The organism is Blautia sp. MSK18_10 (assembly GCF_020553185.1).
In the GTDB taxonomy this organism is placed as follows: domain Bacteria; phylum Bacillota; class Clostridia; order Lachnospirales; family Lachnospiraceae; genus Blautia_A; species Blautia_A wexlerae.
In genome coordinates, this window is record NZ_JAJCGT010000062.1 from 1 (window position 1) to 12,301 (window position 12,301).

General features: G+C 38.3%; 18 protein-coding genes and 1 riboswitch. Of the genes, 12 read left to right on the top strand and 6 right to left on the bottom strand.

Annotation, left to right across the window (positions count from 1 at the left end):
• Positions 1-229: 229 nt before the first annotated feature.
• The gene (locus tag LI074_RS15880) at positions 230-1,606 is read right to left on the bottom strand and encodes an MATE family efflux transporter (RefSeq protein WP_008704412.1); all 1,377 of its coding nucleotides are present in this window, start codon (positions 1,604-1,606) and stop codon (positions 230-232) included.
• 260 nt (positions 1,607-1,866) lie between these two features.
• On the opposite strand from LI074_RS15880, the gene LI074_RS17645 reads away from it, so the two are divergent.
• A complete protein-coding gene (locus LI074_RS17645) occupies positions 1,867-2,124 on the top strand; it encodes a type II toxin-antitoxin system RelE/ParE family toxin (protein ID WP_330595332.1) in 258 nt (85 codons plus the stop codon).
• Positions 2,111-2,413, top strand: coding sequence for a helix-turn-helix domain-containing protein (locus LI074_RS15890; protein ID WP_044952070.1), 303 nt, complete (start codon positions 2,111-2,113; stop codon positions 2,411-2,413). The genes LI074_RS17645 and LI074_RS15890 overlap by 14 nt, the downstream gene beginning before the upstream one ends.
• Positions 2,414-2,521: 108 nt before the next feature.
• Here LI074_RS15890 and LI074_RS18025 read toward each other — a convergent pair whose 3' ends face one another.
• Positions 2,522-2,698 carry a helix-turn-helix domain-containing protein gene (locus LI074_RS18025; protein ID WP_242832806.1) on the bottom strand — a complete coding sequence of 59 codons (177 nt, stop codon included), beginning with the start codon at positions 2,696-2,698 and terminating at the stop codon, positions 2,522-2,524.
• Positions 2,699-2,926: 228 nt separating this feature from the next.
• Here LI074_RS18025 and LI074_RS15900 point away from each other — a divergent pair, with 228 nt between their 5' ends.
• The 3 genes from LI074_RS15900 (at position 2,927) to gloA2 (ending at position 3,881) form a co-directional block, all read left to right on the top strand.
• Positions 2,927-3,055 carry a hypothetical protein gene (locus LI074_RS15900; RefSeq protein ID WP_008704408.1) on the top strand — a complete coding sequence of 43 codons (129 nt, stop codon included), beginning with the start codon at positions 2,927-2,929 and terminating at the stop codon, positions 3,053-3,055.
• 15 nt (positions 3,056-3,070) lie between these two features.
• Entirely contained in the window at positions 3,071-3,313 is a 243-nt protein-coding gene (locus LI074_RS15905) for a hypothetical protein (protein WP_008704407.1), read from the top strand.
• Positions 3,314-3,503: 190 nt separating this feature from the next.
• Positions 3,504-3,881 (top strand): SMU1112c/YaeR family gloxylase I-like metalloprotein, encoded by a 378-nt coding sequence (gene gloA2, locus LI074_RS15910; RefSeq protein WP_008704405.1) that lies wholly within the window; start codon positions 3,504-3,506, stop codon positions 3,879-3,881.
• A 74-nt stretch (positions 3,882-3,955) separates the two neighbouring features.
• On the opposite strand, the gene LI074_RS15915 is transcribed toward gloA2, so the two are convergent.
• Positions 3,956-4,576, bottom strand: a complete 621-nt coding sequence (locus LI074_RS15915; RefSeq protein ID WP_008704403.1) for a helix-turn-helix domain-containing protein — start codon at positions 4,574-4,576, stop codon at positions 3,956-3,958.
• A gap of 238 nt (positions 4,577-4,814) precedes the next feature.
• Between LI074_RS15915 and LI074_RS15920 the strand changes: the two genes are divergently transcribed.
• From LI074_RS15920 to LI074_RS15930, 3 genes are all read left to right on the top strand, one after another.
• Complete coding sequence (locus tag LI074_RS15920; protein WP_008704402.1) at positions 4,815-5,759, top strand: ParM/StbA family protein; 945 nt, start codon at positions 4,815-4,817, stop codon at positions 5,757-5,759.
• Positions 5,760-5,762: 3 nt separating this feature from the next.
• Positions 5,763-6,116 carry a hypothetical protein gene (locus LI074_RS15925; RefSeq protein WP_008704400.1) on the top strand — a complete coding sequence of 118 codons (354 nt, stop codon included), beginning with the start codon at positions 5,763-5,765 and terminating at the stop codon, positions 6,114-6,116.
• A gap of 139 nt (positions 6,117-6,255) precedes the next feature.
• A complete protein-coding gene (locus LI074_RS15930; protein WP_020993816.1) occupies positions 6,256-6,411 on the top strand; it encodes a hypothetical protein in 156 nt (51 codons plus the stop codon).
• 135 nt (positions 6,412-6,546) lie between these two features.
• Positions 6,547-6,604: riboswitch (cyclic di-GMP riboswitch) on the top strand.
• Between the two features lie 408 nt (positions 6,605-7,012).
• On the opposite strand, the gene LI074_RS15935 is transcribed toward LI074_RS15930, so the two are convergent.
• The 3 genes from LI074_RS15935 to LI074_RS15945 form a co-directional block, all read right to left on the bottom strand.
• Positions 7,013-8,206 (bottom strand): site-specific integrase, encoded by a 1,194-nt coding sequence (locus LI074_RS15935; RefSeq protein WP_015542744.1) that lies wholly within the window; start codon positions 8,204-8,206, stop codon positions 7,013-7,015.
• Between the two features lie 78 nt (positions 8,207-8,284).
• Complete coding sequence (locus LI074_RS15940; protein WP_002610247.1) at positions 8,285-8,488, bottom strand: excisionase; 204 nt, start codon at positions 8,486-8,488, stop codon at positions 8,285-8,287.
• Positions 8,488-9,549, bottom strand: coding sequence for a replication initiation factor domain-containing protein (locus tag LI074_RS15945; protein ID WP_278336897.1), 1,062 nt, complete (start codon positions 9,547-9,549; stop codon positions 8,488-8,490). Before LI074_RS15945 ends, LI074_RS15940 begins: the two co-directional genes overlap by 1 nt.
• A 487-nt stretch (positions 9,550-10,036) precedes the next feature.
• Between LI074_RS15945 and LI074_RS15950 the strand changes: the two genes are divergently transcribed.
• The 4 genes from LI074_RS15950 (at position 10,037) to LI074_RS15965 (ending at position 12,147) form a co-directional block, all read left to right on the top strand.
• Positions 10,037-10,672, top strand: a complete 636-nt coding sequence (locus LI074_RS15950) for a helix-turn-helix domain-containing protein (RefSeq protein ID WP_015527883.1) — start codon at positions 10,037-10,039, stop codon at positions 10,670-10,672.
• Between the two features lie 269 nt (positions 10,673-10,941).
• The gene (locus LI074_RS15955; protein ID WP_015527882.1) at positions 10,942-11,583 is read left to right on the top strand and encodes a DUF3796 domain-containing protein; all 642 of its coding nucleotides are present in this window, start codon (positions 10,942-10,944) and stop codon (positions 11,581-11,583) included.
• 3 nt (positions 11,584-11,586) lie between these two features.
• Positions 11,587-11,790, top strand: a complete 204-nt coding sequence (locus LI074_RS15960; RefSeq protein ID WP_015527881.1) for a helix-turn-helix transcriptional regulator — start codon at positions 11,587-11,589, stop codon at positions 11,788-11,790.
• A 99-nt stretch (positions 11,791-11,889) separates the two neighbouring features.
• Positions 11,890-12,147, top strand: a complete 258-nt coding sequence (locus LI074_RS15965) for a hypothetical protein (protein WP_055157184.1) — start codon at positions 11,890-11,892, stop codon at positions 12,145-12,147.
• Positions 12,148-12,301: the final 154 nt, after the last annotated feature.

Sequence of the window (12,301 nt, forward strand, 5' to 3'; positions counted from 1 at the left end):
GTGTGACAAGGCAGATGGTAGAAGAACGTCTGAAAGAAGTATTTATGGACAGCCTCGTTGGCGTAGCTGACTGTAAGCTTGTATGGGAATAGAAATTCCGAAGGAAAAAGCAGATCAGTGCATAATTGAAAAAGCTGATAAACTGAGTGCTTATCTTATCAAATAGAATAGATTGCTGCACAATCATACTTATTCCTGTATCTCTCAAATGCGGAGATACAGGAGTAATTTACAGGCTCTCTTTCTTGTCCATCCGGCAGCGTTTATCCAGGTGGCGGTTGATCAGAAGCAGGAATACAATTGTTGAGAGGACAGAAGAGATTCCGTCAGCAACAGGTTCTGCGAAAAAAGCCGCTTTTGCACCAAAGAAAGAAGGCAGGACAGCTGCACTGATCACAAAAAGAGATTTTCTGGTAACGGAGAGCGCAAGTCCTGTCTTTGGACATTCCAGGGCAGTCAGCCCGTCTACAAAGACATACTGGAAGCTTAGCGGAATGATCATCAGTGTATAGGTACGGATGACCCAGACAGATAATCTGATATACTGTGGATCAGTGGTAAACAGAAGAACAAAGTACCGGGGAATAAACCGGGAGAGAAGGAACATGATGGTGGTAAAGATAAGCATTACTCCCAGAATGTTCCTTTCTGCGTCCTTGACTCTGTTTACGCATCTGGCACCGTAATTGTAGCTCAGGATTGCCTGTGTACCTCCGCTGATCCCGATCATAGGTGAGGTGATCAGAAGCAGATAGCTTTGAGCAATGGTGGCACAGGTGATCAGCATATCGCCCTGGGAAGCACCACCATATTTCTGGAGCACTGTATTCATAAAGATCAGGATCAGGCTGTCTGTGGCCAGGATCAGAAAAGGAGAAAATCCCAGGGAAAGGATTTTCCTTATGACTTTTAAGTTGTACTGTCCGAAGGTAATCTTTACAGGAACCTTTTTTCCCAATAAGAAGGTCATTGCAAAGATGCAGGAGAGTATCTGCGAAATAACGGTTGCAATGGCAGCACCGGAAATTCCCATATGAAAACCAAAAATAAAAATCGGGTCTGACAGGATGTTACATCCTGCGCCGATCAGTACGGTAAACATTCCCACAAGGGGGAATCCCTGACAGTTGATAAAGTAATTAAGCCCTGTAGCCATCAGTGCGAAAAAGGTACCTGTTGTATAAATAGTCAGGTAGGTATTGGCAAAGGGGAAAGTAGCCCCACTTGCGCCAAACAACATAAGCAGCTTATCTTTTAGCAGAAGAAAGCTGACAGTCAGCAGAACAGAAAAAACACTGAGCATCAGAAAAGAATTTGCCAGTACCTGTTCTGCTTTTTTGTGATTCTTTTCGCCCATTCGGATTCCCATGGTAATGGAACCTCCGATTCCTACCAGGGTGCCAAAAGAAGTGAGAAGTGTAACGATAGGACCGCATATGCCTGCACCTGCAAGAGCCAGTGCGCCATTTTCGGAAATATGTCCGATATACATCCTGTCAATAATACTGTAAAGTACATTGACAAATTGCGCGGTCATAGAAGGGATGGCAAGCTGGAGCACCAGAGTGCGTACGGGTGCCTTGCCAAGATTTGCTGTTGCGTTCATTTTAATTTTCCTCATCCATTCGACAGGGACTGCCGCACTTGCATGTGCAGCAGCCCCTGTATATTAATCATTGTCAATTTTAACAGATATGGACAGAAAAAGCTATGATTTTGAGATATTGTCCTTGTAAAAGATATTGAGAATAGCCTCTCGGGGTCAGACCCCATGAAATACCGTAAGAAAAGAAGAGATCCTGTCAGCAGTTGTAAAAAGTGGGCGGTCATATGAGGAGATCATGAACTTTTTAAATGCAGGATCAGATGGAGAAAAGACGGAAAAATAGAATTATTTTGAAGCACAGATATAGGGACTCTCGATTTAGGCGGAAAAAGACTGGAAGTTCACATCGTACCAAGCAGGGATCAGATATTACAAGAGTACTGTATTTCTTTATTATAGGCAAGAAGGCGGTACTGACCAATGGATTTATAAAAAAATCGCAAAAGACACCAAAAGCAGAAAAGGAACTGGCAAAGAAATATAAAGCAGATTATGAACGGAGGTATGGCAATGAGTAGCTATAAAGATTATAAAAAAAGAGCATTGCAGAATCCGGAGGTAAAAGCAGAATATGATGCACTGCAGCCGGAATATGATATTATCCAGGCGATGATTGATGCAAGAGTGCAGCAGAACATGACACAGAAAGATTTATCAGCTAAAACCGGAATTACGCAGGCAGATATAAGCCGGATCGAGAATGGAACAAGAAATCCCAGCTTGAGTATGGTGAAAAAACTTGCACAGGGATTAGGGATGCAATTAAAACTGGAATTTGTTCCGATGCCAACAAAAAATAAAATGTAAAGAGTATGATGAGGAAATAGAAACCGCAGGAATTTTCGCCTGCGGTTTTTCTCTGCCCTGCCATATACAGAAATACCGCCATAGGAATATTGCTATACTATGACGGTATTACAAATCTTTTTCATCTTTAAAAGCGAATACATCATTGGGTGTACAATTAAGAATATTGCACAGTTTTTCAACGGTAAGGATTGTGATGTTCTGATTTTTCCGGAGCTGATCGAGGGTGTGCTTGTCAATTCCTTTGTTAATCAGGGCATATTGGGAAATGTGGCGTTGTTTCATGGTTTCCCATAATGGACTGTAATCAATCAAGGTATCCCCGCCTTTCTTTGCTTTTTGGCATAAAATACCATTAATTTCAATTATAATTGTCGAATAAACTAAAAAATATGGTGGACATCTTCACCATAAGAGATATAATTTGATCGAGGGATATGTAAAATAAAGGAAAATAAAGTCGGACAATGTAAGAATTGATTGATGGGTGCATGTGGGAGGAGAGTTATATAAGTGAATATTGAAAAGTTTTACTACGATGAACAGACAGAAATATATGAGCAGATGAAGAAGGAACAGGATGAGCATGAGCAGTCACTTTCGGTAGAGGAAAGGGAAAAAGAACATCAAAAATTATTCTAGGAAGCAAGTACGATTATGGAAAAAGCAGAGCGTAAAAAGAAAGAAGAATATCAGATCATCAATCCTGTAAAATATCAGAGATTTATATATCTGTCAGAACGGGCAATACAGTTTTCAAAAATCTCAGGATGTAATATTAAAATTCAGACATTTCCAGATATGTCTGCACTTATTAAAATGCAGACGGGATATATCTGGTTGCTGAGTGATGGTGAATCAGCACTGGAAGATAAGGAAACAATGAAGAATCTGTTATGAAGCGGACTGGGTAGGTATTGGCAGCAAAAAACATGGAGAAAAAGATGTCGTTGAATTGGAGTTTTGGTTTGAACTGGCAGAAAAATTAAAAAAGTAAATGAAGATGAAATGACTTTTCCACATATATCATTACTGTGATAAAATGTGAGAAAATATATATCAACATATGAAAAACGGAGGAGAGAGAGTTATGTTCGATACCATTCATCATATTGCAATCATTGGAAGCGATTATGAAAAATCAAAACATTTTTATGTGGATCTGCTTGGATTTAAGGTGATCAGAGAAAATTATCGAAAAGAACGTGATGATTACAAGATTGATCTGGCATGTGGACCGCAGGAAATAGAACTTTTTATCATAAAAAATGCTCCAGCTCGTGTAAATTATCCGGAAGCATTGGGATTACGCCATCTGGCATTTAAAGTTAAGAGTGTAGATGATACAGTAAAAGAATTGAATGGGAAAGGAATTGAAACAGAGCCGGTACGCCTGGATGATTATACCGGAAAGAAAATGACATTTTTCCATGATCCGGATGGACTTCCATTGGAAATTCATGAGTAGAAAATAGCATAGAATAGAAAGAGACAGATGCAGGTAATGAAATATTCCCACATCTGTCTTTTTTGTGCAAAGATTTATTTATCGGAATGTCGCAGACAGCTTTTTATAAAGGTAGCAGCTTTTATCATTTGTTCTTTTTCTTCATCAGAGCAGTCAGAGGATAATTCAAACCAGGTCTGATCAGCAGAAGAAAGAGAAAGAGCAGGTTTACCGGAATCTGCAGATAAAGCAGGACTGTCAGTATGGATACTGCTATTGTCATCCAATAATCTGTTCTGGATTTCTGATAGAGCTTTTTCACGATATTGAGCATCCATGTCCTGGATACTTTCAACAGAAGCATGGTAATTGCTTAATATGTGATTGATGTATCCATTTTTAAAATGCAGAAAAAGAGCATCTTCAGATAGAACTGCCAAATCCTTTGAGGTTGCAATTTCTAAATCTGCCTGTCCCTCCATTTTAAACAGAATAGAAAACAGATCGGATACAGACTGAATTTCAAAATCCATAAAAAGATTCACACTGATACCTAACGCATCAGCAATTTTTGAAAGTTGTTCATATTTCGGATTACGTTCATTGGCTTCGTACTTGCGGAGTGTACTGAAACTGATCTCAGCGTCCTGTGCAAGTTGTTCCTGTGTCATGTTACGAGCCAGACGAAAATACTTGATTATTTCTCCTGTATTCATAGGCAAAGTCCTCCAATAGCAAAAGTATATCACATTTTTAAATAAAAGTGCCACAAAAGTTTTGAGAAAAATATTGACAGATACAAAAGTAACACATAACTTACACAACAGATACAAAAGTACAAGTAAACTTATACATAACTGTCATAAGAAATATGAAAAAATATGCGGAAAACCAGACAGTTTAAAGATAAGTGACAGTTAAGTATAAGATGATCAGGAAAGGATGGAATAGGATATGGCAGAAATTATTATGGGAATTGATCATGGAAACGGAAATATGAAAGGGGTACATGTAAACTTTCCATGTGGTCTGGTAAGATATACTTCTGAACCAGGACGATTTATGAATGAGGATATTCTGGAATACAACGGTGTGTATTATACGTTATCAGAAACAAGAATGCCATTCAAAGCAGATAAGACAGTGGATGAAGATTACTTTATACTAACTTTATTTTCACTGGCTTTGGAAGCAAAGGAAAGAGGAATCACTTTATCCGGCAAAGATATTGTACTGGGAGTTGGACTGCCACCAGCAGACTTCGGACAGCAGGCTCCGGGATTCAAAAAATACTTTATGGAACATTCAAAACATGGAATTTCTTTCCGATTCAATGGAAAGCCGGTAAATTGTTACCTGAAAGATATTCTGGTAAGTCCTCAAAATTTTGCGGCAGTCATGTGCTATAAAGCAAGCCTGTTCCGTCAGTACCGGACGGTCAACTGCATTGATATTGGAGACGGAACTGTAGATTTACTGGTAATCAGAAAAGGACAGCCGGATTTGTCAGTTCGTGTCAGTGACAGATCTGGAATGGCGATTCTCCGTTCAGAAATTTCTAATTCCATCCAGCAGAATTACGGTATCCATCTGGAATCCTCAGACGTAGAGCAGGTATTAATGCAGGAAGCAACGATTCTGGATGAAGAAGTGGTAAGAGAGATTCAGAAAATGGCAGGGGATTGGATGCAGAGAATTATCAATAAACTCCATGCGTATGTACCAGATTTCCGAACTAATCCGGCAGTATTTCTTGGTGGAGGTAGCCTGTTACTGAAACAGCAGATTGAAAAATCTTCTGATTTTAAATATATAGAGTTTATCGAGGACATCCGGGCAAATGCGGTAGGATATGAGAAAATGACAGCATTACACATCCAGAAGAGACAGGGGGTGTAATGTGTGGGAGAGATACGGGTTGTACTGATATTTAATGAAGATAATGAACGGCAGAGAGAAATCGGAAGGTATCTGAAATCACAGAAAAGGTGCAAAACAGCACTGATTACAGAACTGGTTTATGCGTGGCTGCATAAAGAAAATGCACCCGTTTCTTCCTATAATAATGCAAATGTCAGTGTAGAGGAATTAAAGCAGCAGTTGTTGCAGGATACGGATTTTATACAGCAGATAAAAAAGAGTGTAGTTATTGAAGAAGATGCCGGGAAAGTGATAGAAGAAGAACAGAGCGATGGACTGGATATGGATGAAGGGATGCTGATGGCGGGGCTGTCGATGTTTGAGAATAATTTATAGGATAGTTTTTTAATATGGCAGTATTGTATATAAAAAATATACAGTGCTGCTTTTTTGTGTTAATATAACTGAAAAGAAAGTTTTTTGTTTTTTATAATCGGCGTAGAAATGAAAAAACGAATATCATGGGGGAAGGATTATGATTAAATATCCATTATATGTTACATTAGATACGAATATTTTTGATGCTAATAAGTTAGACTTCAGTAAAGAGAGTACATTAGGGATATGGAACGATCTGAGTACAAATGAGCAGGAAACAGTAATGTCAATGCTGAGTGGACTTCGGAAGTAGAAGAACAGTTCGAGTATATGTATCGGCTGTTCTTTTTTTATTTTTTGGCGTTAAAACGGTAATGTTTTTCTTGTATACAGTAGAGTGCTATAGTATAATAAAACCAGTTTTTTTGCATAAGTATTAAAGCTATAATATGGAAATCGGCAAACCAGATGAAAGTCTGGGACGCAAAGCTACAGGGGCTGAAGCACATTGGGGTCAGACCCCATAAAGAAAAAATAAACATTTCTAAAGAAATTATAAACAAAACAAGGAGAGCGGTAGCTCCCTACGCTGCTCGAATGAATCACACACCTCTCCGTGGTGAGTAGCAGGCAACGTCTATATGGACGGCTAAGATGTGAAGATGAAATGTTTGATTAGTTGGAATAGGAATTTAGAAATACTCCGGGGTCAGACCCCATAAAGAAAAAATAAACATTTATATTATAAATTATATATGTCTTTTTGACTATCTTTTTATATCTTCTTAAATGTCCGCAAAGCCTTATTTTATCGGCTCTACGGGCATTTTGCTTTTGTGGTAAACCTCACATATCTAGGTCTATCTTCTTATAATTTCGCTATCAAGCGTGGTTAAAATCGTGGTAAATACTTCTTATGCGATTAGACGCTGAACCTCTGATTTTGCAGTATCTATGGACGCATGAGCGTACCAGTTCATTGTGATACTGATATTTGAATGTCCCATGATATACTGTAAATCTTTCGGGTTCATGTTCTTGTTTGCCAGTCTTGTACAGAACGTATGGCGTAGCGTGTGCGGTGTGATATGTGGCAAGGGGTTATCCTTATGGTGCTTGTTGTATTTCTTTACCATACGGACAAAAAGCATAGTGTAATCAATCGCAACTTTAGGCTTGCCTTTATGATTGACAAATAGAAAGTTGCCCCGTCCGTCTATCACAAATGGTTCTGCCTTTGGGCGTTTCTTCATAACTCGTTGAAATGCTTGTATCGTTTCTTTGCTTAATGGCACTTGCCTTGTTCCGCTTTTTGTCTTAGGTGTTTCAATATAATAGCCCTGTTCCTTGCTCTTTAATAACTGGTGGTCGATAACCACAACCTCATGGATAAAATCAACGTCCATGATTGTCAGTCCGCACAGTTCCGAGATACGAAGTCCTGTCTTTAACAGTATCAGCACATCATCATAATATTTGTGATACACATTGTCTGTCTTGATGAATGATAACAAGGCTTGTTCCTGTTCCTCTGTTAATGCGACTTTCTCTTTGGTATCATTTTCTAGGACTTCACTTAACTTGAAATCAAAAGGGTTTTTCCTTACACAATCGTCTTGTATGGCGATATAGAATGACGCTTTTAACGAGCGTTTATGGTTGTTAATGGTGTTATAGGAAAAGCCTTTGTCTTTCATGCGTAACGCCCATTCTTTAGCGTCAGAGGGTTTTATCGTATCAATGCTCCTAGCACCTAACTTATCCTCTTTCAATAACCGCATGAGCTGTTCCCGTTGTTTCTGTGTGCTTTTCTTCACGTTTGCCCTCTGTGCGTTCTGTTTGGCGTAGAGTTGGCAAAGCGTCATTTTCTTGCCTGTGCTGTCGATACCGTCCTCAATATCCCGTCTTATCTGCTGTTCCAATTCACGAAGTGAGGGTTTTTCCCGTTTACCCTTTGGTGTCGGGTCTGTGGGTGTCAATCTCCAAGCATACACATATTTTGTGTTTCCAAATGCGTCCACATATTTATATAAGTATTTTCCGTCTGTTCGTTGGCTCTCTCCAGTATGCAGGATACGTCCTTTACTATCCCGTCTTTTTTCTTTCATGGTGTCTGCTCCTTTCCTTGTTGGAAAGAGCCTTGATATGACTTGTGTTCATCATAACACATACAAGGCTCATTTGCATTAGATTGCGTCCAATTTGTCAATGACCTTTTCAAACTGTCGGCGTTTAATCTGTATGCGGTTGCCATTCATAATGAGCCAGCCAGCGTCCTTGTTTTCCTCTGCCAATCGTCTTAACTTGTTTTCTCCGATACGGAAATACTTTGACGCTTCTTCAATGGTAAGGGTGTACTTTTCCCATACGGGAATATCGTTGTTATTCATCAGATACCCCCTTTCCCATGTTTCGTATCATACTGGATATAGGGGATAAGGTCGGTGCGGTCTATCCTCTGTAAGTGGGCGGTTAGTTTACTGGAAAGGGAATTACTGTATCTTGCCTTATCAAGCATAGTTCCCACTTTTTCCAGTCCACCTAATGCGTCATGTTCTTCTAAGAAGTAAAAACTTTTGACAGCGGAAATCACGCCACCCTCTGTGAGCCATTGCTGTGTTTCCTCAAGAGAATTATGTAGTTTCGGTACTTGCAGTTTCAAGACTTCCACAGCCCCTAAAAAGCGTTCCCAAAACCGACACGTTTTCCATCTGCTCTTATTACTTTCATTTCTGTTTGGCACGACAAAGCGTAGGTTGTTTGCCAATAGCCCGAAAGCCAGTTCCCCAAGTTCCAGCGGTCTGTCTTTGAATGTCATGGCAAAGGCATGAGCCTTATCATCACGCAGTTGCATTTCTGTCCGTTTCCAACTGCCGACTTCATCAAGTGTCTTATTATGTTTTGAACAGACTTCCTTATCTTTGTCATAAAAGCGGTAGGACAATCCCGATTTACCAGCACCAATATAAACAGTCTTTGCAGTGTCGAAATCATCAAACTTGCTTTCGTCAAAGTGGTAGCCCTCACTATTCGAGATAAATTCCTCTTTTTCGCATTTCTTCTTTATCTGCTCTATGGTAAAGAATGGTTTTTCGTTCTTATCATCAATGGCAATATCAAGTCTAGTGAAATGGAAGTTATCCAGTCCGTATCTTCTCTCACAGCGTCGGAACATATCCCCAAAGGTATAATTCCTACTGTCGAGAATACGGAAAATATCATCACAACCTCTGCCAGTCATAACAAGATAACAGCCTAGCCCCTGTGGGTTGTCCTCTGTCTTTCTTGCGTCCCCCGATACATAAATATCTCCAATCTGCCAGCGTGATTGATATGTCTTGAATTTTATCGTTGCTGGATAAACATTGAAAATGTCAGTCGGTAAATCTAAAATGTGCATGATTACATCTTCAGCGGTTGCCGTTTCAAATACAATGCTGATGTAATCAATCTTAACGGATAAATTTTTGTGTGTAGTTATAGTGCATTTCTCCTTTCGTATGCCCCGTTTTTTTGCGGGATAAAAATCGTATTTTTTCCTTTATTTATCACAGTTTCTAGGTACTATGACATGTATACGCAGGGCGGTGTTACATATACGCCCTTTATGAACGCCTAAAGGCGTTCCCTTTCCAAAAGGAACTGTCTGTCCGAAACACGTCTGGGGGACGTGCCCCGTCCAGCCAGCCCCTTTTGGAAACCACTATTTTCTGTCTGATAGTCCACGTTTATTCATTCTATCAAAATGAAAATACATCTTTTCTATGCTTACTCAAGCGTGTGATTGACCCTAGCGTGCTTAATCACTCTGTCTGATACGATAATAACGCTATTAGAATTACTTGTCAAGAAGTTTTTGTTGACTTTTTGATATATATTAAGTATGATATGCTTATAAATACCAATAAAAGCAATGAAAGGAGTGTTTATACTGAGTTATGGAGCATTACGAAAAGAAAATCAGTTTCTTAGGAGAAAATATACAGACCATAAGAAAGCACAGAGGAATGAAACAACAGGAACTTGCGGACAAAATCGGTATCAATATGCAGAGCCTTTCCAAGATTGAACGGGGTGTAAATTATCCTACCTTTGATACATTAGAAAAGATAATGGACGTGCTGGGTGTAACCCCAAATGAATTACTGTCGGGAGAATGGAAGTATGTTAATCAAGCCGAAAAGGAAGTCTGCCAGTTTTTAAGAATTGAAGAACGACTAAATGCAGAATTAAAACATGGGCATTATGACAACTTCTTTGACAGCGAAGAAGAATGGCTGGAATATGAGTTGAAAAAGTTACGGGAATATATTACCGACTACATCAACGGAAAAAGCATTGTAGCGTCCGACCTTTATCCAATCAAAGAATTTATCCAGCATTTGAAGTTTCAAAAACTGTTAGACCACTATGATGATTTATACAGCATGGATATGTTCGGTGAAAGCATAGAGGGACATAAATATAGGACACCTTATCAAGTCGTAAAAATGATAAACCCCAATTCAAAAGAAGATATGGAATTATTACGGGAAGTATTGAAAAATAACGATTTTGATGATGAGGACGAGTAACCCTTTTCCTCTTTGTAGAAGATACAGCAAACAAAAAGCCCAGTAAAGAGTGCAAAGCACCACCAATGGTGGCAAGGCTCTTGACAGGGCTTTTCCTTTACTGTTTGTGGCAGACAAGAGGAAGAAAGGGACAAAATCTGATTTGTAGTAAATTATATAAAAACGATATGAGATGTATTTGTATCATTTTCTTGTTGACACCATTTATATTAAGTGATATATTTGTCTTATAAAGATACAAAAACATCACATTGAAAAGAGGGATGATTATGACAAAAAAACAAATGAAACAAGTTATCTTTATGGGAGTAGGGTGTGTAATATTACTGATTGCAGGGATAATTTACTCTTTATTATTTAACGACGCACGCTGGGTTAAAAACATGGATATGTCTAATTATGTATTTTCCATAAAGGATATACCAATGTTGATAGTCGGTGCTTTGATAGCTATTTATGTCTTATATGTAACAGTTATCTTCTTTAAAAACGCCTTTTCTAAAAATTTTAAAGACAAAAACTATTCAAGAACAGTATCTTCATATTGGGGACTGTGTGGAATATTTGGATTTCTAGGTTTTAGCGGTTTTTGGACTTATTTTGAATATGGGAAAATATATCCTTTTGTATTCTTTATATTTTTTGGCTTTTTCGGCTTTTTCTTTGAAGGAAAACTTTCTCACACTTTAGAAGATGAACTTTTTTTAGAAAATAAAAGAAAAGCAGAAATAAACGCCTATAAAGTAGGATTTAAACTTCTCTTTATAGTCATTTGGCTTATGGCAATAGGAATGTTTTCTCGTAATGTGGAATGGTGTGCAATTTTTATGCTCATTTCTGTTTCACTTATCTATGCTTTAGTCATTTTTCTTAGCAACTATTTATTATACCGCTACGAAAAAGGAGAATAAGTCATGGTAGAAGATTTCATGTGCAACTTAAAGGTATATCGTGTAGCACAAGGTTTAACACAAGAACAACTGGCAGAAAAAGTCGGGGTTCGTAGAGAAACAATTATGAGGTTGGAAAAAGCACAATACAATCCATCTCTAAAACTGGCGATTGATATTTCACGGGTTCTCAATGCACCGATAGAAGATATTTTCATTTTTAAATAAGATAGTGGTAGTAAATTCGGTTCTATGTGATATTGGGAACAATAGAATATTAAGTTTTACATCAATATAAGAGTAATGCAACTATAATGTTAATTTGTATTGCTTGGAGGAACAATACCTGATGAAGATGATAATGATGTCATCGCAGAACAACTTGCAAAAATCAGTGAACAGATGGCAATTAAGAATAGGCGTAGCAAAAAAATTTGGAAAATTGCTGGGGTTATATTCCTAGTAATTGTGCTATTGAATATCCTCTTGATAATATTTAATATGTCGGTATCTAAAAACGTTTCAACAGATAGTAGCACCACTTTCATAGAAATAGGTGAAGATGATGTGATTGATGTAGAATAATTTCCAACATACAATCCCAGTTTGACAACTTTATATCCATACACACAAAGCAGTTAGTCTTAGGATTGACTGCTTTTTAACAAAAGACACCACTCAGGTTGGTATGCTCCCCGTCAAGAGGACAATAAAAAATAATAAATTTTTGTATCGTCAG